The sequence below is a fragment of the Planococcus chinensis genome, assembly GCF_020071995.1.
In the GTDB taxonomy this organism is placed as follows: Bacteria; Bacillota; Bacilli; order Bacillales_A; family Planococcaceae; genus Planococcus; species Planococcus chinensis_A.
Genome location: NZ_JABWTK010000009.1, coordinates 24,825 through 45,978, shown reverse-complemented (window position 1 = coordinate 45,978; position 21,154 = coordinate 24,825). Strand labels below are relative to the sequence as shown.

Annotated in this window: 19 protein-coding genes; 5 read left to right on the top strand and 14 right to left on the bottom strand. The window is 47.5% G+C overall.

The window, feature by feature from the left end:
- Position 1: 1 nt before the first annotated feature.
- The gene (locus HU147_RS14680) at positions 2-1,738 is read right to left on the bottom strand and encodes an ABC transporter ATP-binding protein (RefSeq protein WP_224077013.1); all 1,737 of its coding nucleotides are present in this window, start codon (positions 1,736-1,738) and stop codon (positions 2-4) included.
- Positions 1,739-2,338: 600 nt separating this feature from the next.
- Between HU147_RS14680 and HU147_RS14675 the strand changes: the two genes are divergently transcribed.
- Together HU147_RS14675 and HU147_RS14670 are read left to right on the top strand one after the other, a co-directional pair.
- Complete coding sequence (locus tag HU147_RS14675) at positions 2,339-2,860, top strand: universal stress protein (RefSeq protein WP_224076933.1); 522 nt, start codon at positions 2,339-2,341, stop codon at positions 2,858-2,860.
- Positions 2,861-3,030: 170 nt separating this feature from the next.
- Positions 3,031-3,465, top strand: a complete 435-nt coding sequence (locus HU147_RS14670) for a phosphatase (RefSeq protein ID WP_224076932.1) — start codon at positions 3,031-3,033, stop codon at positions 3,463-3,465.
- Positions 3,466-4,022: 557 nt separating this feature from the next.
- On the opposite strand, the gene HU147_RS14665 is transcribed toward HU147_RS14670, so the two are convergent.
- Genes HU147_RS14665 through chrA form a run of 3 tightly spaced genes read right to left on the bottom strand, consistent with a single transcriptional unit; the run spans position 4,023 to position 7,085 of the window.
- Positions 4,023-4,646: a cyclase family protein gene (locus tag HU147_RS14665; RefSeq protein WP_224076931.1), complete on the bottom strand. Its 624-nt coding sequence runs from the start codon at positions 4,644-4,646 to the stop codon at positions 4,023-4,025.
- On the bottom strand, positions 4,647-5,900 hold the full coding sequence (gene kynU / locus HU147_RS14660) for a kynureninase (protein ID WP_224076930.1): 1,254 nt from the start codon (positions 5,898-5,900) through the stop codon (positions 4,647-4,649).
- 12 nt (positions 5,901-5,912) lie between these two features.
- Complete coding sequence (gene chrA / locus HU147_RS14655; RefSeq protein WP_224076929.1) at positions 5,913-7,085, bottom strand: chromate efflux transporter; 1,173 nt, start codon at positions 7,083-7,085, stop codon at positions 5,913-5,915.
- 231 nt (positions 7,086-7,316) lie between these two features.
- Between chrA and HU147_RS14650 the strand changes: the two genes are divergently transcribed.
- The 3 genes from HU147_RS14650 (at position 7,317) to HU147_RS14640 (ending at position 10,174) form a co-directional block, all read left to right on the top strand.
- On the top strand, positions 7,317-8,615 hold the full coding sequence (locus HU147_RS14650) for a hemolysin family protein (RefSeq protein ID WP_224076928.1): 1,299 nt from the start codon (positions 7,317-7,319) through the stop codon (positions 8,613-8,615).
- Positions 8,616-8,698: 83 nt separating this feature from the next.
- Entirely contained in the window at positions 8,699-9,586 is an 888-nt protein-coding gene (locus HU147_RS14645) for a cation diffusion facilitator family transporter (protein ID WP_224076927.1), read from the top strand.
- A 21-nt stretch (positions 9,587-9,607) separates the two neighbouring features.
- Positions 9,608-10,174, top strand: a complete 567-nt coding sequence (locus HU147_RS14640) for a hypothetical protein (protein ID WP_224076926.1) — start codon at positions 9,608-9,610, stop codon at positions 10,172-10,174.
- 42 nt (positions 10,175-10,216) lie between these two features.
- Here HU147_RS14640 and HU147_RS14635 read toward each other — a convergent pair whose 3' ends face one another.
- From HU147_RS14635 to HU147_RS14590, 10 genes are all read right to left on the bottom strand, one after another.
- A complete protein-coding gene (locus tag HU147_RS14635) occupies positions 10,217-10,621 on the bottom strand; it encodes a YndM family protein (protein WP_224076925.1) in 405 nt (134 codons plus the stop codon).
- Between the two features lie 102 nt (positions 10,622-10,723).
- Positions 10,724-12,019, bottom strand: a complete 1,296-nt coding sequence (locus HU147_RS14630; protein WP_224076924.1) for a DUF2254 domain-containing protein — start codon at positions 12,017-12,019, stop codon at positions 10,724-10,726.
- 98 nt (positions 12,020-12,117) lie between these two features.
- Positions 12,118-13,314 (bottom strand): cytochrome P450 family protein, encoded by a 1,197-nt coding sequence (locus HU147_RS14625; RefSeq protein WP_224076923.1) that lies wholly within the window; start codon positions 13,312-13,314, stop codon positions 12,118-12,120.
- A gap of 172 nt (positions 13,315-13,486) precedes the next feature.
- The gene (locus tag HU147_RS14620) at positions 13,487-14,482 is read right to left on the bottom strand and encodes a phosphotriesterase family protein (protein ID WP_224076922.1); all 996 of its coding nucleotides are present in this window, start codon (positions 14,480-14,482) and stop codon (positions 13,487-13,489) included.
- A complete protein-coding gene (locus HU147_RS14615; RefSeq protein WP_224076921.1) occupies positions 14,483-16,156 on the bottom strand; it encodes a long-chain fatty acid--CoA ligase in 1,674 nt (557 codons plus the stop codon).
- A gap of 34 nt (positions 16,157-16,190) precedes the next feature.
- Positions 16,191-16,982 carry an enoyl-CoA hydratase/isomerase family protein gene (locus tag HU147_RS14610; protein ID WP_224076920.1) on the bottom strand — a complete coding sequence of 264 codons (792 nt, stop codon included), beginning with the start codon at positions 16,980-16,982 and terminating at the stop codon, positions 16,191-16,193.
- Between the two features lie 16 nt (positions 16,983-16,998).
- Positions 16,999-17,724 (bottom strand): 2-phosphosulfolactate phosphatase, encoded by a 726-nt coding sequence (locus HU147_RS14605; protein WP_224076919.1) that lies wholly within the window; start codon positions 17,722-17,724, stop codon positions 16,999-17,001.
- A gap of 73 nt (positions 17,725-17,797) precedes the next feature.
- Positions 17,798-19,408 carry a long-chain-fatty-acid--CoA ligase gene (locus HU147_RS14600; protein WP_224077012.1) on the bottom strand — a complete coding sequence of 537 codons (1,611 nt, stop codon included), beginning with the start codon at positions 19,406-19,408 and terminating at the stop codon, positions 17,798-17,800.
- 43 nt (positions 19,409-19,451) lie between these two features.
- The gene (locus tag HU147_RS14595) at positions 19,452-20,705 is read right to left on the bottom strand and encodes an acyl-CoA dehydrogenase (protein ID WP_224076918.1); all 1,254 of its coding nucleotides are present in this window, start codon (positions 20,703-20,705) and stop codon (positions 19,452-19,454) included.
- 167 nt (positions 20,706-20,872) lie between these two features.
- Positions 20,873-21,088 (bottom strand): hypothetical protein, encoded by a 216-nt coding sequence (locus HU147_RS14590; RefSeq protein WP_224076917.1) that lies wholly within the window; start codon positions 21,086-21,088, stop codon positions 20,873-20,875.
- Between the last annotated feature and the right edge of the window lie 66 nt (positions 21,089-21,154).

The following is a 21,154-nucleotide window of genomic DNA, read 5'->3' as shown; positions in this document are numbered from 1 at the left end:
CTTACACCTCCTCAATCTGCTGGCGGAGGAATTGTTCACTGTACCAACCTTTTGTTTTCAGCAAGTCTTCATGTGTTCCTTCTTCGATGACTTTTCCATCATCCAGCACAACAATCCAATCGGCATGCTGAACTGCCGATAAGCGGTGAGTTGTGATAATTGTCGTTTTTCCGGAACGCTCCGCTTGGATGTTCTCGATGATCTTCGCTTCTGTTTTTGCATCTACCGCCGAAAGCGAATCATCCAGAATCAGAATTTCCGGATTTTTGATCAATGCCCGTGCAATGGATATCCGCTGTTTCTGGCCGCCGGATAAAGCGACGCCTTTTTCCCCTACTAAGGTTTCCAGGCCGTTCGGCAGCATTTCCAAATCTTTTTCGAAATGGGAAAGCCGAATCGCTTCATGGACATCTTCTTCAGTAGCATCCGATTTTCCAAATAGAATATTGGCCCGGATGGTACGGGAAAACAGTACGTGGTCCTGGGGCACATAGCCGATCCAACTGCGCAGCTGATCTTTTGTTAAATCGCTCAATTCAACGCCATTCATCATGACGGAGCCTTCGCCGAGCGGATACTCTCTCAATAATTGCTTCACGAAGGTCGTCTTCCCGCTTCCGGTCTTTCCGACAATGCCCAGTGTTTGTCCGCTGTTCATCGAGAGATTGATGCCTTGCAGGTTGATCGAACTTGATTGCGGATAGGTAAAACTGAAATCTCGGAAGCCGATATGGCTTGGTTTATCAATGAATTCCGGAGTTGCCGGATCTTTCACGTCTTCCTGGTAATCGAGTGTTTCTTTTACCCGGTCTACCGACGCATTGCCTCGCTGCAGAATATTGATCATTTCACCGATGGCAAACATCGGCCAGACGATCATTCCCAAGTAGACATTAAAGGCGACCAAATCGCCGAGCGACATGGTGCCTTCTGCAACCAGGACAGCCCCGTAGCCCAAACCGATCATATAGCTGATGGTGGTCAGCACTTTCGTGACCGGCATAAACAAGGCATCAATCCGCTCAACAGCCATATTTTTTTCATACACATCATTGGTCATATCCGAAAATTCTTTTTCTGATGCCCGCTCTTGTACGTAGGCCCGGATGACACGGACACCACCCACAGATTCCAGTACGCTGTCGTTCATTCCCCCAAAAGCATCCTGTGCTGCCGTATAGCGGACATGGATTTTTTTGCCGAGCACTTGAACGACAATCGCAAGAATCGGCAATGGGATAAGTGCAAAAAAAGTTAACTCCCATGACACCAAAAAGCCCATTGCGACAATGATTGTCGCCATATACAAAGTAGAGTCAACCATTGTCAGAATGCCGAATCCGGCCGTCTCGGAAATGGCCCGCAAATCATTTGTCGCCCGTGCCATTAAGTCACCGGTCCGGTTTTTTTCATAAAATGTCGGAGTCATTTTCAAAAATTGCCCCATTAAGCTGGAGCGGAGCTGGCGCTCAATGACGTATGCCCCGCCAAACAGCTGATATTGCCAGACAAAATTGATTAAGTAGGCCAGCACCAATGACACCACTAGCACAAGAATGTACTGCCATAATAACTGGCTTGTCAATTCCTGCTGGGCAATTGAATCGATCGCAATGCCGATGAGCCATGGCGGCACGATTTCGATGACATTCGCAACCATCAATAAGCCTACAGCCACGGTATAGCGCAGCCAGTTTTCTTTAAAAAACCATCTTAATTTCCATAAAACACTAAACATCATTTACGCCTTCTTTCCTTTTCTTTCTTCTCTCACGTCTGCTAATCGCCTTCCAGCGATTCCTTGATTAGAATTTTTCGTTGTTGAAGTTTTTTCATTTTCACTCTCTCCTTTAGTTTTTTATCTATTTGAACAGCATAGAGCTGGACAAAACACCGAAAGCCCCAAAAGGGACGGCAGTTGAACACAAAAAAGCGCGTACCTGTTTTCTAGGCACGCGCGCACGAAAAAAGGACTGGAGATCAGACCAGCCCCGATATTTTTAGTCCCGAAATAAATTCAAAGGGAAAAATTCGGATGGTCCGACAACAATATGAAATTGGCTGAACGTGCAATCCATAACTTTTTCATTGTCAAAACCTCCTTTTCCTTTGATTTGGTAATTCAAGAGTACCACCCCCTTTTTTGAATTGTCAAGATTTTTCGGAATAAATCGAAATCTTAACAAAACAGCATAATATTCCTATGCTCTTAATAAGCAATTTATGAAAGAGTTATGGCTGTTTCTTATTTCCTATGCTTGTCTTAAGCAAACAAGGTTTCGTTTTCCATGCCTAGGGTAATTTAGTAATAAGAATATTAGAATCGGAGTTGAATGGTATGTATCAAAACATTATGGTGGCTTATGATGGATCAGATGGCAGCCGCCTGGCATTCGACCAAGCTATTGAACTGAAAAAAGCCTTGCCTGATGTTAAATTGACCATTATTTACGTGAATGAACAATACCACGAATCCACCGGGTTAGTAGAAGCTGGAGGCGGTGCGACGCCACGCGTTGTTTCCGCAAACGTAGACAGTACGTATGCGCAGTTCATGCCGCCTGATATTGACGGTATGGGATCTCAAACAAACACCGACTATATGGACACTTCCATCGAATTTTCCAAGCACATGCACAATTCGATTCACCAGCAGCTGGAGGAAAAAGGTATCCAAGCAAACGTCTTAGCTTTGGAAGGGAATGCCAGCAAAACGATTCCTGCTTTTATTGAAGAACAGCATGTAGATTTATTGATTATTGGCAACAGCGGCAAATCCGGTTTGCAGAAGTTCTTCGTCGGATCAGTAAGCCGCAAATTGATAAAAGAAGCTCCATGTTCGGTTCTCGTTGTAAAATAATAAAAGTTTACTCGGCGGGCATGTTTCAATGTAACCGAGTAAACTTATTTTTTTGATATTTTATTGATTTAATTCAATAAAACGGCACAAAATTATCAGTTTAGCACCTTTTCTAATGGGTATAGATTACTAAGTGGAAAAGCGATTTTAAAGGAAGAAGGGATTCAGCCATGTCTAAACATACCGTATATTTTCTTTCTTCTAGCCAGCAACGCGGTCTCATGGCTGAAATCTGGGCAAATCGCCTTGATCTTAGTGACTGGGATATCCGAAGTGCTGCATGGGGCGATCCAACTATTACCGACACTCCTGTTGAAATAATGAAAGAAATTGTATTGAACGTGCCGGAAGTACAACCGCGCGTTTATAATTCAAAAGAAGTCAGCCAAGCGGACCTGATTATTGCCCTGCATGACAGTGAATACGAGGCCGCTGATATACCACCTGATTTGCCAGCTCAGAAACTGCTGAGGTGGGATATCCAGAATCCGGAGCTTCGTTCATCCGACTTCTCGGAACAATGGGCATTGTATCAGGAAGTATGCGATGAAATAGCCATCAACATTAAAAACTTGGAGCCGTACTTCCGTTCTGCTCATATGTAAAACCCCTTCACTTGTGTGAAGGGGTTTTAGCTTGTAGTCAAAAGAATTTTTATACTTGAGAGATAAATGAACATACAACTGGACATCCTAGATCCTCCGTTTCAGCCGGACGCGTGCCGCGGGCTTGCGCCGAAGCCTGTGAGGGCAATCCTTTGCGACGAAGCTAGCGAAGCGATGCAGAAACAGGAGCAGTGGTTTTCCGCCGGCTTCCACTCCGGATCCTGAACATGAAGGCTATCCAGAAGTGTCGCTTTTCCTCTTGAACTGTCTGTTTAAGCTTCAACTCGATTCACATTCACCATTGAATCAAAGAGAGACGCTTCAACCGGTCCGGCCACGGAGACTCCTGTGGGACAGCGAAAGCTGAAGACCCCGGAGGTGCGAAGCAGCGAGGAGGCTGAAGCTGAAGACCCCGGAGGTGCGAAGCAGCGAGGAGGCTGAAGCTGAGCCCACGGAAAGCGCAGTGGCCGGTCCGGTTGGTTTTGTGCATCTCTATACATTTCATCTAAACTTTGTCTACAGTCTGAACCCCCCTTCACTTGTGTGAAGGGGGTTTTTTACGTATAAAGGACTGCGCGCACGGGGCTTCCGTCAGCGCCTTTGATTTTTAATGGCAGTGCCGCCAATTGGTAAATGCCAGCCGGCACCTCATCAAGGACAATGCCTTCCAAAATGAACCGGCCATGGCGGTTCATCGCCATATGCATCGGCAAGTCCTTGCTGTGTTCTGTGTCCACCGACGGCACATCCACCCCTAGGAGTTTAATGCCGTTCTCTGCCATCCATACGGCAATCGATGGGTCAAAGAGCGGCCAAGTGTCCGGGAATTTGGTACGGTCTTCCCAGCTGTCTGTTTTCAACAAAATAGCGGTCACTCCATTTTCTACTGCCGGCAAATCCGATCGGGAGATTTCTGCCTTCCCTCTCACATCGGCTACTTGTGCTGTCGTCAAATAGCAGTCCAGCGGCAACTCGCTGATTTTGATGCCGTCATTGTCGTAATGGAAAGGTGCATCCACATGTGTGCCGATATGCGTGCTCGTCACCACTTTCCCCACATTGACAGATCCACTTTGTTCGATGGTCGCTGCAAGTTCATATTGGAATGGAATATCTCCCGGCCATTCCGGTGTCTGTCCGCCCAGTTCCATCGAAATATCGTATATTTTTCCGATTTTCATCTACGCCACCACATTTCGTTCATTGGTAAAGTTCTTATACAATTCTTCGTCCATCACTTTTTTTAAGCGGTTAACCATCTCTTCCACGTCTTCCACTGATGTATACAAGGCAACGGGTGCGAGACGGATGATGTTCGGCGCCCGGAAATCGGGAACCACTCCAGCTTCTTTTAATGCCTTGCAGATTCGTGCGGCTTCTTTGTGGGCCAGCGCAATATGCCCTCCCCGCTCTTCATCCCGCTCCGGCGTCACATCGTCGAAGGCGGGAATCTGCTCGGCAATCAAGTTCCGCAGAAGCTGGGTCAACTGAAGCGATGTCTGCCGAATATTGTCAATGCCGGCTTCTTCGAATATTTCCACACTGCCCAGAAGCGGTGCCATGCTGAATATATGCGGTGTGCCCACTTGATAAGCTCCTGCACCTTCAGCTTTCTCGAAAGAATGATCCATATCAAATTGCTTCGTTTTATCTGAACCGAACCAGCCTGCCAAGCCTGGAAGCAGATGGTGATGGCGCTCGTGGAGATACAGGCCGCCTGTGCCGCCTGGCCCTGAATTCATGTACTTGTAATGGCACCAAACAGCAAAGTCCACTTCTGCCTCGTGCAAGGCATGCGGAAGCGCACCGATGGAATGTGCCAAGTCAAAGCCGACAAGAATCCCTTTTTGATGGGCGGCTTGAGTAATTTCCCGAATCGGCAGCAGTTGCCCGCTTCGGTATAAAACGGACGGCAGCAGCAAAACAGCTACATCTTCCGTCAACTGCTCCAAAATATCCTGAAGCTCCAGCGTATAGCCATCCCGGCTCCTGATTTTTCTCAAAGCCGTCTCCGGATTTAAGCCGCGCAGCTTCAAATGGCTTTCCACTGCGTAAATATCCGAAGGGAAATTCAGTTCATCCACTACGATAGCGCTTCGCTTTTCGGTAGGCTGAAATACAGTCGCGAGCATCTGATGGATGTTTGAGGTGATGGATCCGGTCACCATCACTTCATGCGGCAATGCCCCGACAAGCGGTGCAATCCGCGAACTTAAATTTTCCGCCATTGTAAACCAGGGATCTGTACCTTCTGTCCACCCATCAATGGCGTGATCCCTCCAGCTTTCCGCTATTTCAAGCAGTTTGGTTTCCGCCCTTTTTGACATCAGCCCAAGCGAATTGCCATCCATGTAAATTTGGTTTTCCTTTTGATAAAACTCGGCTTTAAAACGAGCCAGTGAATCGAGCTGTTGCCCATTGTCTGCTATTGCCACTCGACATCCCCCTTATGATAGAAATGCGTATGCCCCTGCTCCAAGAATTGCGGTAATCAATACGACAATCCATGGTGCTAGTTTAAAATAGACTAACATTGCAAAGGCGATAATCGCAATCGCGAAGTCGAGCGGCCCGCGGATTCCCGAAGTGAAAACCGGATCGTACAACGCTGCCAGCAAGATGCCGACAACCCCCGCGTTGACCCCTTTTAAGGCAGCCTGGACGCCTGATTTCGTACGAATGATGCTCCAAAATGGCAACGTGCCGATCACCAGAAGAAACGACGGCAAGAACATGGCTACTACTGCCAGCACAACCCCCAGTCCACTGCCCATCAATTGCCCAAGATAACCAGACAAAGTAAACAAGGGACCTGGAACCGCCTGTGCTGCTCCGTAGCCGGAGATAAACAGGTCTGCAGACATCCAGCCCGGAACCACTTCCCGTTCAAGCATCGGCAACACGACATGCCCTCCGCCGAAGACAATCGATCCAACCCGGTAGAAAATATCAAATATGGCATAATAACTCGATTCGATGACCGGACGGAGCAATGGCAGCCCGATCAATAATCCTGCAAAAATCGCCCAAGCAGCAAACCCTGTTTTCTTTCCGAACGTCAAAGCCAGTTTGACCGCTTCCGGCGCCTCGGCATTTCGATAAAGAAAATAGCCGATAATTCCAGTCAATACAATGACGCCAATTTGAGCCCAGGCAGTCGGCATCAGCAAAATGGCAGCCGCAGCACCAACAGCGATGGCGATTCTCGGTTTATCGGGTGCGAGCGACTTGCCCATTCCCATTAAGGCATGCGCGACTACAGCTACCGCAACTATTTTTAACCCCTGGATCCATCCGCTGTCGAAAGAACCGTTGGTAACAAGCAAGGCAAACAATACCAGCAAGATGACCGAAGGCATCGTAAAGCCGAACCAGGATAGAAAGCCGCCGAATATTCCGCCTCTCAGCATGCCGACAGAAATTCCGACTTGTGAACTTGCAGGCCCCGGAAGGAATTGGCACAATGCGACCAAATCGGCATAGGCTTTATCATCAAGCCATTTTCGCTTCACCACATACTCTTCCCGGAAATACCCAAGATGCGCTGTAGGGCCGCCAAAAGAAGTCAACCCTAGTTTCGTAGATGCTTTTAAAATTTCGAGGTAATTCTTTTTTGCCATAATTCTCTCCTTTGCGCTTTTGATTTTCCGACTGAGTTTTGAGCTATTACTCAGCCCTTCCCCTAAGCATAACTGATTGCTTATATGAGTGAGTATTACAATTTTGTAAATTTGTTTTCAGAATTATTTGTCTTTTATTGTTTAATCTTTTATTATTAAAGTAAATCAAACTTTCTTTTCAGGAGGTGTAAACTTTGTTTCGCTTTTTAGAAGCTGAAGCAAAGGAGCCATTTGGACATACCCATACGACTGACAGCGATTGCTGTCTTCCTCGCGGCCACTGCCTTTTTCTCAGCCAGTGAATTTGCGATAGTAAAAGTACGGATTTCCCAAATTGATTCGTTGCTTGCCAATGGACACAAACGGGCAATCGCGGCCAAAAAGGTCATCGCCGGCATGGACAATTATTTATGCCTTTGCCAAATCGGCATCACCGCATCCATTTTAGGAGTCGGCTGGTTGGGCCATGGCTTGGCAGAACAGTATACTTTGCCGAAGGCGATGCATTTTGGATTGTCAGCTGGCAGCGCTGAAGCAGCCGCACTGGTTATCACTTTTATGGCAATCGCTTTTCTTCTCGTAATCTGCGGCGAAATGATTCCGAAATCGATTGCTGGACAGCAGGCTGAAAAAATCCTGCTGGCTAATTCACTATGGCTTGTCCGGTGCAGCCGGTTATTGTTTGTTTTCACCCCGCTTTTCCATGGCTCCGCCCGCTTGATAACCCGCTTGTCCGGTTTGGAGCCCTTTTCTGCTGATGACGCGGCCTATTCAGATGAAGATTTAAAACTTCTCTTGTCGGATAGCTTAAAAAGCGGCGATGCCAATGCCGCCAAATATGCGTACGCTCAGAAACTCTTCGATTTTGAAAGTTTGAATGCAAAAGAAATTATGGTTCCCCGTACAGCTATGAGCACCATTGAAAAAGATATGAGTTTGAAAGAAGCCATACATTTCGTCCAAAACGAACAATTTACCCGCTACCCCGTTACTCACGGCAATAAAGACCATATTATCGGTGTGGTAAATATGAAGCACCTGTTGACTGCTTATATTCAAGATCCGGCCAATGGGCAACTGCCTGTCGAAATTTTTGCTTTGCCGATCATCCAAGTCATTGATACGAGTAAAGTCAGCAACTTGCTTTTGAAAATGCAGCATGAACGGATTCATATGGCTATTTTGCGGGATGAGTACGGGGGGACGGCCGGCTTAGTGACGATTGAAGATATTCTCGAGGAAATTGTCGGCGATATCCGTGACGAATTTGATACGGACGAAATTCCGGAAGTTCGGCAACTCGGGGAAGGCCATTATATCTTCGATGCCAAACTGTTGATTGACCATATTAATGTTCTGCTGGGAATTAACATAGCCGATAAAGACATTGATACAATCGGAGGATGGTTTATGTCCAAAAGTTTTGATACAATTAAAGGGCAAAAAATTTCTGAGCAAAATTATGATTTTTTGGCAAAAGAGACTGATGGACATCAACTCCTTTACTTAGAAGTTCAAAAGCATAAATAAAGACAAATAAAGAATTTATACGAAACGGCTCTCATATGAGGGTCGTTTCAATTTGTTTACAAGACTTGGAGGCGGGAAACTTTATGGAGCTCTATACAAATTTGCGCAAAGGGGAAAAAGGAGCTTGGATCAGCATCGGCGCCTATGTTTTCCTCAGTGCATTAAAGCTCTCTTTCGGGTATGCCGGCTCTTCAGAAGCATTGAAAGCGGACGGACTGAACAACTTAACGGATATTATTGCCTCGGTGGCTGTATTGATCGGATTGCGGATTTCACAAAAACCGCCTGATGAAAACCATCATTATGGCCATTTACGGGCAGAAACCATCGCTTCCCTGCTTGCCTCGTTCATCATGGCCATTATCGGGCTGCAAGTGCTTATGGGAGCTGTACGCAATTTCTTTTCCCCTGCAGAAGCTGCACCTTCTCTGTACACAGCCGCGGTCGCCTTTTTCAGCGCCTTGGTGATGTACTTTGTGTACCGCTTCAATATGAAGCTTAGCCGTCAGATTAAAAGTTCTGCCGTTCGGGCAGCCGCCTATGACAATCGTTCGGATGCCTTGGTCAGCATTGGCGCCGGCATTGGCATTATCGGAGCGGTTCTTGGCGCTCCGATTATTGACGTGGTTACGGCATTTATCGTCGGATTGATCATCATCAAAACAGCGCTGGACATTTTTAAAGAAGCTGTTTTGACCTTGACCGATGGATTTAATGAAGACGAAGTGGAAACGATGTCGGTGCTTGTGCGTAAAGTACCGGGCGTCAGCATCTTGCGGGACTTTAAAGGCCGCAATCACGGCAACGTCATGTTCATTGATTTGACTATAGGGGTCAACCCTTCCTTGAATGTAATTGAAAGCCATTGGATAACCGAAGAAATTGAAAGAAAAATCCAAAAAGTGAAACCGAACTGTGTTGTACTCGTACATATAGAACCGGACTATGAAAATCCAGATTGGTCCGATTAATGGTTTAAGGGGACATGGAATATGTATGATTTTGTCGACCAGAAGAGAATCATTTACATCACTTTCGCAATCATCTTACTGATTTCTTCATTATTTGCACCAGTGGCCATTTTCTATCCGTTAAAGGTCATTTTCATCACACCGGAAGCACTTTCTGTCGGAACTTCTTATATCTCGCTCATCACGGGCGGCCTTGGCATTGCGCTGATTGCTGCCGGATTGTTCGCTTTGGCGCTCATTGAAATGCGGATGAAAAAATACCTGGCGGCCGCCCTTTTGTTTGTGGCCGGGGTCGCTGGCATGTTGTTGTCGCTTAGTGACTATTACTACATGACATCAGACGAATTCATTTACAACGGCCCTTTCTCCATTTCTTCACAAAGCTATGAATGGGAAGATTTCGAGAAAATCGAAGAACGGATTGGAAAAGAAGACAATACACAAAGTGTACAATCCGTAGCTATGTATTTAAAAAATGGCGAAGTAATCGAAATGTCGTCCGGCAAAATTTTCGAAATGCGCGGAGACCTTGCCAACCGCATTGAACAGGCTGGCGGACTATACGAACGGATTGACCTCGAGCAATAAGGGCAATAAAAAAAGACTCCTGTAAAGGAGTCTTTTTTCTGTTTATCGAGCCGCTGTTCCTGTTGTATCATGCTTTTCAGGGAAGACGCTGCGGTCAAGGTATTTGTGGAAGAACCATTCCCCGCCGCCAATAACAATGGCAGAAATGATTGCCGGAGTGATGATGTCGACATTATTGCCGACCAGTGCATCCCCCATCAGCCAAATTACCAAGAACGCTACGACAATATCTGACACAGTAGCGATGGCATTGCGCTTATTCTGATCTGAACGATCTCCAGCTTTCCGGAAAATCATCAAATCACCCATTACGTATGCAACTAGGGTTAATACTAAACTAATCCATAAGGTGTCAGCGAAAGGAACATCAAACATTAACGTGAGAATAATAAGTAAGACTGCTGCAATCATAACGAACTTCATGACCAATGCTTTTACGTGGTTCATCTTTCATGCCTCCTTTATTCATTGTTATTGATTTTTTACCCGCTCTTATTTTTTTTAATCCCTTTTTTAAATTTTTCTTGACTTTTTAGAATAATTAGTTTTTCAATCTGTCTTCTCCAACATTATGGACTCATGGCCCGTGATATCAGCGAGCTCATCCACTTTCTTTTGCAGAAAATCCCGGTCGAGGGTTTTCAATTCACCGTCATTGATGGCTTCCAATAAATAAAGCTGTATTTTCCAGATTGTGTCATACCGCAATTCGGGAGCCAAGGCGGCTGTAACGATCAATGCATCCGTCATGGAAGAATGGACCGAAACGTCTTTTTTGCTGTGGTAGGATATCTGATAAAATGTCTTATACAAAATGTCGCTGTACGATTCAAAACGGTAAAGCAGCCGGTTATTGCCTCTTTCATCCGTTAACACCAAGCCATCCGTCTTCAAATGGCTCATCTCGCCAAGCAAGTGCCCCAGCCGGATCAAAATGTCCTTTGCTGTATTTGGATCCTGCCTGCCAGGCGAAGTGGCCCGTACGGCTACTTCCGTAATTTTTTGGACGGCATAGCCGAGATCCTGGTCTGCCGTCCGCTCATCCCCGATGGTTATATAGTCGGTGAACGGCAAATCCATTTTCTTTTCAGAATAAAGATGAAAAACCGGTTTTCCTTCAAAAACGTAATCACCAATTTTAACGATTACTTCAATAGCCCCGTCATTTTTTTCTGCCAACTCCATCAAACGCGATAAGTCTATAAACTGGATGTATCCAGCCCGCGTCGCTTTCACTGTTTCTTTCGGATTCCGGGGCCTCCAATTCTCCTCTGAGACGTGCTTTTGTTCATAAAGATCCAAGTATTGGGCAATCACTTTTTCCGCATCCGCTGTCAGTTTATTGGTCAACGTGCTGACTTGAACATTCGATGCCACAAAATGTATGTAATACGCAAAGGTCGCGATACAGAAAAAGACGATCAGTATACCGGCAGTTGTAGAAAGGACTTCATGGTCAAATACATCTTCCTGCATATAAAGAAGCGACAGCATATTGAAAATAAATCCCCCGACAAAAATACCGAGTACGTGCCGGGTGGTGGCGCTCTGAATAAAGTTTTCAGGAGCACGAGGGGAGAATTGGGAAGTGTACATCGTCAGGACAACCAGCACAGTCGAAAACGTAAAAGTGGTCATCGTCAGCATAGCGGCTGTTAAGATTCCAAGGATAGTTTGCCCTTCATCTACTTTTGTCAAAAAAATAGAAGGAATGCGGTCGATAAACCGCTCCACCAAATACAAGTCGGCATAAAAAGTGGCCAGTGACAGAAGAATCGCCGCTACGCTGTACACGGCTGGTATAATCCAAATTTTTTCTTTTAAAACATATGAAACGGGTTTCAACCGGACCCCTTCTTTCTTTTTCAGATAGCCTACTTTTCCCCCTCTCCCGGAACTGCAAACGCAGATAAAAAAAGACCGGATAGTTATCCGGCCTTTGGCTATTCAATGATTAGCGGTATTTCTTTGACGCCCCGTACAATCATTCCCGGCCGCCAAGCGAGTTCGCTTTCATCCACTGCCAGTTTCATTTTCGGAAAACGCTCCAGCAAACTGGAAATGGCGATTTCTCCTTCGAGCCTTGCAAGCGGCGCCCCTAAGCAAAAATGGATGCCCATGCCAAAAGCCAAGTGCGGACTTTTTTCCCGGGTTATATCAAAAACTTCCGGATCGTTGAACTTTTCAGGGTCGTGGTTAGCGGCATTTAGTGACACCACTACCAGGTCGCCTCTTTGGAATTGCTTGCCTTGAAATTCCATGTCTTCACTTGCCCAGCGGGACGTGCTGAATTCAACCGGTCCGTTATAGCGAAGCGATTCTTCAATCGCTTGGGCAATCAGTTCCGGCTGCTCCCGCAGCTTTTGCTGCTGCTCCGGATGTGCCAGCAATGCCAATACGGTATTGCCGATCAAATTGACGGTTGTTTCATGCCCTGCAATGATAAGAAGTGAGACGACGCCATACAATTCCTTTTGCGTCAGCCGGTCCCCTTCTTCTTCGGCAATGATTAAATTGCTGATTAAATCATCTCCCGGCTGCTCGTGCACTTTCGCAAACCATTCGCCTAAGTATTGGATAAACTGCGTCATATGCTCATACACACTGACCCCAATTTCTCCGCTTGTCCCTTCGATCAAGGAATTCGACCAAAGACGGAACTTGTCCCGATCTTCTACCGGTACACCCAAAATTTCGCAAATGACGCTAATCGGCAGCGGGAATGCAAAGTCATCGATTAAATTAACGGTTTTTTTGTTTTCCATTTCTTTCAGCAAGTCATCGGCGATTTCCTGAATCCGGTTCCGCATTCCTGAAATCATTTTGGGCGTGAACGCTTTTTGTGCCAAGCCGCGCAATCTTTTATGGTCCGGCGGATCGGAAAACAGCATATTTTGTGTGAAAACGGACATTTGGTCCATCGTACCCCCAAACAGCTTTGAATAGTCTTTGATAAAACGCTGATCTTTTAATACCGCAGCCGCGTCTTCGTAATCCGTGATCAGCCAGCCTTTCTGGCCGTCCGGAAACCTCACTTGGTGAACGGGATCCGTTTCGCGCAGCTTTGCATAAGTGGGATAAGGGTTTTGAATGAATTTCTCTGTGAACAACTCTGCTTCTCCGGAATTGAATGTATTCATCGCTACTCCTCCTTTTTCTTACATATACCCGCACCTGCTTGTTTTCGTCTCGTTCAATATGCTTAAATTTCCATATATGTTGAACTTATCATTACTTTCAAACGAAGGGCTGAAATTGCATCAATGTTACTGGCCCAAAATAAAAAAGGGCTGAATCCCAGCCCTCTCCGCTCTACACTGCTACAGTTTCTGCAGCAAACAGTTTTTTCGGATTTTCCATAAACATTTTATCAAGCTGCTCATCGGTCACTCCTGCTTTTTTGAGCTCCGGAATCACTGTTTCAAACAAATGTGTCGGATGCCAATTGGCGATGGCTCCTTGCGCCGCTTCCGGGATAACCGGCGGCCGGCCCAGCCACATGCTGATCGAATCATGCGAAAGCATAATCTGGTCTTCGTATCCTGATGCCAGAAGCTCAAGCAAAGTGGTGATGCGCTGATGATCGAACGGAGCTCCGACCATGCCTTGCAGGCCAAAGCGGTCAAAAGCAATGTTCACGCCGGTTTCGAGCGTGCGCTTATGGTAAGCCGGATTCGTATTGCCGCACATATGGCCGATGACGATGCCTGCCGGGTTCGCACCGAGCTCCAACAGAAGCTGCGCCTGTTCAGGCCCCATGGTGCCTTCCTGGGTATGCGTCAATAACGTGATGCCGGTTTCTCTTTGGGCTTGCGCTCCGGCTTTAAAAAACATTTTTTCATAATCCGTGATGGCGTCTTTGCTGGTAGCCAGTTTAATGATTCCCGGCTTGATATTCGTTCCGGCGATACCGTCTTTGATTTCTGCAGAGAACATTTCACTGATTTCCCGTTCGGCGCTGCCAAGTGAAGCCCGAAACTTGAAATAAGGAGTTGCTCCTTCCCCTTCATAATAGTAGCCGGTCGCGCAAATGATCTGCAGGCCGCTCTCTTCGGAAATTTCTTTTAACACTTCCGGGTCCCGTCCGCATTCATTCGGCGTTGGATCGACGACCGTCTGCACACCATGGGCCATCATTTTTCTGGCAGCTTCCACCCCTGCCGCCACCGCAGTTTCCCGGTTAAACGGCCCGAGGGTTACGTCTCCATGAAATCCCGGATAGCCGAAAATAAAATGTTCATGGATCAAGGTCTTGCCCATCGCTTCGGGGGCAATGGGCCCGGTCACCGTTTCTACTTGTTTTGCCATCTACAAAACCTCCTCGGATTTTTGCCGTTCTTCTTCCTGTAATTTGCGCCACAAAATTTTTCCGCTGCTGGTCGTTGGAAAGGATTTCCGAAACTCGACGACACGCGGGTATTTATAAGCGGCCATTTCATTTTTCGCCCATTCGATGATTTCTTCTTCCGAAACATTCTCTTCCTGCCCATCATTTAAAATGACAAAGGCTTTGACCGTTTCCCCTCTCCGTGGATCGGGAATTCCGACGACGCAGGCCTGCTGGATGGCCGGGTGCTTATAAAGCAGCGATTCCACTTCCGTAGGCCAGACTTTAAAGCCGGAAGCGTTGATCATCCGCTTGACCCGATCAACCATGAAGTAATAGCCTTCTTCATCGCGTCTCGCAATGTCGCCTGTCCGGAAGAACGGAAGCCCCTCCAATTCAATAAAAGAATTCCGGTTATCGTCTTCGCGGTTGTAATAGCCGCTAAAGACTTGCGGACCGCGGATAACCAGTTCCCCTTCCTTCCCGGTTTCCAATTCCTCACCGGAAGAAGGGTCAATGATCCGTGCATCCACATCAAACGAAGGTATCCCAAGGCACTGCAGCTTCGGCCGGTCCGGCGGATTGAAATGGGTTTGGGAAATCGTTTCCGATAAGCCGTAGCCTTCCACGTATTTCAAGCCGATCGTTTTGGTCAATTTTTCACCTACTGCTGCCGGCAGCGGCGCGCCCCCTCCTCCAATCACCTGTAGAGAAGAAAGGCTGTATTTTTCCAAGCGGGGATTCGACAAGAAATCAATGATCATCGTACTGATGTTGATCCAATGTGTGCATTGATAAGTTTCAATCGCTTTGGCAGCATACTCCCGGTCCCATCGGGTCATCATCACCATAGCGGCCCCGGCATAAATCGGCATATGCATGCTGTGGACCATGCCGGTCACATGAAACAGCGGCAAAGTGGTCAATATGACTGCGTCCGATGTAACATTCATCCAGTGAAACGTCCCTACCGTATTCGCCTGTACCGACCGGTTTGTATGGATACAGCCTTTCGGCAAACCGGTGGTTCCTGATGTATACGGCAGCACCGCAATATCGGACGCTTCTCCTGCATATTCGGAAGGTTCGTGCTCTGCTTCAACTGCCTGCTTCCAAGGCACTGCACGGGCAAAACTCCGGACGGCTTCTTCAACAACCGGTGGAAGATTGCCGATCTCGTCTTGTGCACCGGCGTACTCGGAATAAGCTGCCGTAATAACCGATTCAAGCACTGCTGTCCCCTTCAGTTCTTCAATTCTTCCGTACAGCTCTTGGCCGACAATGCCGCAGCGGATTTCGCCGTCTTGAATATAAAATGCCAGTTCTTCTGCTGTATTCATTGGATTGACAGGCACTACAACTGCGCGCAGCCGCAGAATCGCGTAATAGCTGATCAGGAACTGAGGTGAATTCTGCATAAACAGCAGCACCCGCTCCCCTTTTGAAATGCCCATCTCCTTCTCCAAGTAACCAGCCAGTGAATCAATTTCTGCTTTTAAATGCGCATAGGTATATTCAGCACCGTAATAATACAAGGCAACTTTCTGCGGATATTTTTTGGTGGACATAGCAAAATTGTCATATAAAGTAGTATCCGGAACAGTCAGGGTTTTCGATACTCGACTTGGCCAAAATTTAAAATGGGTAATGTTCATTCCGTTTCTCCCTTCGGCGTTTTTCAAGCCATCCTTACAGAACTTCCTGCTTTTTCTTGAAATCCGGTTTCCGTTTTTCTTTGAACGCCGCGACTCCTTCCAGATGATCCTCGGTCGTCACCAGCATGGCCTGCGTGATTCTTTCCTGTTCCAGAATTTCCGGAAGACCAGCTGTATTGGCCTGGTCGGCTATTTTTTTCATTAGCCCGAATGTGCGGGACGGGCCGGCAGCCAAGCGGGCCGCAAGCCCAAATGCTCCCTGTTCCAGTTCTGCAAGCGGATATAAATGGTTAACGATTCCCCATTCTTTTGCTTGTTCTGCTGTAATCGGCTCTGCTTTAAAGAACAATTCTTTTGCCCGGTACGGCCCGACCAACCGGGTCAGGAAATAAAGGCCGCCTCCATCGGAAATCAGCCCAACCTGCGCAAAGCTCATAACAAATTTGCTGTCTTCTGCCGCCACAATCAGATCGCTGGCGAGTGCCAAATTAAATGCCGCTCCAGCTGCAAAACCATGGACCGCTGCAATGATGGGTTTTTCAAGCGCATGCATTGCCAGCACCAGTTCGTTTAGTTTTCCGATATGGTCATACGTTTCCGAAGGTCCGGCTTGGCCCATCGTCTTGACATCGCCTCCCGCTGAGAATGAGCGGCCGGCTCCTGACAAGATTACAGCCCCGACTTCCGGATTGCTTCCGGCAGCCTTAATTTCTTCGGTTAAGCGCAAAATCATTTCCGGGCTGAATGCATTCAAGCTTTCCGGCCGGTTCAGCTGCAGTGACAAGACCCCATCCGTCAATTTGACAATAACGTGTTCATTTTCCATTCCAATTCCTCCTTTTTTAATCAATGACGAGCTTTCCATTCTTTAGCCATGGAACATGCGAAATCTTTGAAGCTTCTGCCACAAAATCGATTTCTTCTTCAAATCCGAGGCTCATCAACATTTCACCGACACGCGACTGTTTCAATAATTCTCGGCTGTTGCTTTTGCTGGTTTCGTAGAAAATGCGGGCCGCTTTTGCGGAATCCGTCAGTTCCCAATTTGAAGTCTGCCGCATCAGGCAATCAACAAAATAGCCGGCCCCGAAAAAATCTTCCAGGCAAAACTCGCCGCCGGATCCGGAGCAAACAGCGACAATCGTTTCTTCTTGGTGCTCGTCAGCAATTTTTTTGGCTACAGCGCCGCCGTTCAATAACGACGCTGTATAAACTTTATTGGCACCCGCCGCTTTCCGGATCGCCACGGTGCCATTGGTGGTTGACAAGACAACTGTTTTTCCGGCAATCTGTTTTTTCAGCTGCAAGGGATTCGGATCCAGAAAACCTTCAATCGTTTTCCCGTTGTATTCCCCCACTAGGCAAAAGCTGTCGGGTTCCCGTCCTTCCGCCTGTTTTCTCGCTTCGTCACCGTCCAGCACCGGAATCACTTCCTTAGCGCCATGCAAAAAGCAAGCGGCTATTGTGGATGTAGCGAGCAGCACATCAAAAATGACCGCTGTTTTGTCTTCCTGCATCCGCGCTTCATCTATTTCTTCTTTTTTCAATAGGAGATGGAGTTTCGGCACACTTGCACACCCTTCCGGAATTCGGTCAAAAAAGGGAACAGCGAGAGGTGTCAGGCTGTTCCTTTCATAAAGCTTATTCTTTAGCTGCCACTTCGTCGCGAAGCGCCCGCCGAAGGATTTTCCCTACATTGGTTTTGGGGAGTTCCGTACGGAATTCAATGATTCTCGGTACTTTATAAGCAGCCATTTTCTCTCGGGACCATTGGATCAAGTCTTCTTCCGCCACTTCCTGGCCGGCTTTTTTGACAATGATGGCTTTGACGCTTTCACCCCGGTAAGGATCTGCAACGCCGATCGCCACCGCTTCTTGTACCGCGGGATGCTCGTACAAAATCTCTTCGATGTCGCGCGGATAGACATTATAGCCGCTTGAAATGATCAGGTCTTTCTTGCGGTCAACAATGTAAATATAGCCGTCTTCATCCATTCGTGCGATGTCGCCGGTAAAGAGCCAACCGTCCCGCAGCGCATTTTCCGTCTCTTCCGGCATGTTCCAATAGCCTTTCATCACTTGCGGGCCGCGGATAACCAGTTCCCCTTTTTCCCCGGCTGGCACTTCTTCTGTCCCGGTCGCCAAATCGACGACCTTGTATTCGGTCGAAGGAAAACCGATGCCAATGCTTCCCGGCTTGCGCTCTGCAAACGGCGGATTGCAATGGGTTGTCGGAGCCGCTTCCGAGAGGCCGTAGCCTTCCAGAATTTTTGCTCCTGTTTTCCGTTCAAATTCCTTCATCGTCTCCAGCGGCATCGGTGCACTGCCGCTATTGCAGATATGGATGCTGTCGATTCCGTATTTCTCCGCTTCTGGATGATTAGTTATGGCAATATACATCGTCGGTACGCCAGGGAATGTCGTCGGCTGTTCGCGCTTGATCGTCTCCAGCACTTCCTGCAAATCAAAGCGCGGCAGTAAAATGTTTTTGGAACCATTCAATATCGACAAATTCATGGCGGACGTCATGCCAAACACGTGGAAAAGCGGAATGACCGTCAAACAGCTTTCTTCTCCGAACGTCACTTCATTCTTAAAGAATTCTTGGGACTGCAGGGCATTTACCACGATATTGCGGTGCGTGAGCATGGCTCCTTTGGATAATCCGGTCGTGCCGCCGGTATATTGCAGGACCGCCACATCTTCAGCCGGGTCGATTGAAACCGGCTTTAGCTGTCCATCCCCTTTTTCTACAAATGCCTTAAACGAATAATCTTCTTCGAGTGGAGCCGGTTCTTCCGCAAAGCTCACGACAATAATGGTTTTTATTGAAGTGTGTCCGGCAATCGCTTTGATGCGCGGGTAAAGCGGTTCATATACCACGATCGTCTCTGCTCCTGAATCCTTGAAAATATGGATCAATTCGTTTTCCATCAGCATGGGATTGATCTGGGTAACCGTCGCTCCCGACTTTAAAACGCCGAAATACGAAATGACATACTGCGGGCAGTTGGGCAGCATAATCGCGACCCGGTCGTCTTTTTCCACGCCGGATCCTTGGAGCGATGAAGCAAACAAGGTCGATAAAACATGCAATTCCTTAAAACTGATTTCCTTCTGATAGAATTTAAGCGCTGTATGATCCGGTATTTTCGCTGTTGTTTCCGCTAAAATTTCGGGCATGGTCTTGTTCGGAAATTCCATTGCAGACTGGATATCCTGCGGGTAATGCTTGGACGCAATCTGGTTCATTGTCATCTACTTTCCCCCAATATCTTTTAATGGCAAGCTTTGTTTATCGCGTTTCTACAGCGGCGATGCTGTCTTTCGCTTTTTCCGGCTGTGCGTATTTCTTCAATTCCAGACGGGCGATCTGGTTGCGGTGAACTTCATCCGGACCGTCGGCTAAGCGCAGCGTCCGTGAATTCGCCCACTGGGCAGCCAGTGTGAAGTCATCGCTGACGCCTGCAGCCCCGAAGGCCTGGATTGCCCGGTCGATGACACGCAGTGCCATATTCGGCGCCGTAACTTTGATCATGGCGATTTCGGCTTTCGCCTCTTTATTGCCGCTTGTATCCATCATATAAGCGGCTTTCAGTGTCAACAGGCGGGCTTGTTCGATTTCAATCCGTGAATCGGCAATCCATTCGCGGACGACCCCTTGGTTGGCAAGCGGCTTTCCAAACGGTTCGCGGCTTTGGACGCGTTTGCACATTTCTTCAAGCGCACGTTCCGCTGCACCGATCAAGCGCATGCAGTGGTGGATGCGGCCGGGGCCAAGGCGGCCTTGCGCAATCGCAAATCCTTTTCCTTCGTCCCAGATCATGTTGCCCGCCGGCACACGCACATTGTCAAACGTGATTTCAGCATGGCCATGCGGCGCGTGGTCGTATCCAAATACCGACAACAGCCGTTCAATTTTTACGCCCGGTGTGTCGAGCGGCACCAGAATCATGGACTGCTGCTCGTATTTCGGGCCGTCCGGATCCGTTTTGCCCATCACAATGGAGATTTTGCAGCGCGGATCCCCTGCGCCTGAAGACCACCATTTGCGGCCGTTGATGACATATTCATCGCCGTCCCGGACAATTGACGCTTCAATATTCGTCGCATCGCTCGACGCTACATCCGGTTCCGTCATGGAGAAGCACGAACGGATTTCGCCGGCAAGGAGCGGCTTCAGCCATTTCTCTTTTTGTTCTTCCGTACCGTAGCGGACGAGAACTTCCATATTGCCGGTATCCGGCGCGTTGCAATTAAAGACTTCGGGTCCAATGAGCGATCTGCCCATGATTTCACATAACGGCGCATATTCCTGATTGGTCAGCCCCGCTCCGTATTCACTCTCTGGCAGGAATAAATTCCATAGCCCGGCTTCTCTCGCTTTTTGTTTCAGTTCTTCCATGATTGGAGGCACTTGTGACCAGCGATTTTCCTGGGCATTCAATTGTTCTTCAAATAATTTTTCATTTGGGTAAATATGTTCCTCCATAAATAACGTCAATTGCTCCTGCAGTTTTGCTGTTTTCTCTGAATACGAAAAATCCATTTTCCTTTTTCCACCTTTCTGGTACTAACCGGTTGGTATGTTCAGAATATTAACTTAATGTTAGCGCTTCCAAATTATAAAAGCAAGCCCTGTTTGTGTTTTTATTATTCTTCTCTACAATTTTTTTGCATGAAAAAAAGCCACACAATTGTGGCTCTTTACGGTTATTAAGGGGCATCCCCGTCCTGTTTTTCTTCATTTGTATCATCTTCCAACTCTTCTTCCGTATCCGTGCCGATATCTGAATCCTGCTCATCTTCATCCGTTGCCGGATCTTCCACTTCAATATTGTCATCGTCTCCATCGCCGCTGCCGCAAGCACTCAGCATACTTACCGATAAGACTGCCGCTGCTCCGAGTTTCCACCATTTCGTTTCTGCCATTTGAATTCCTCCTTTAAAAAATCGCCAATCTGTCGTTGGTACTCTGTTGTTCTATTCCCTTTTCTC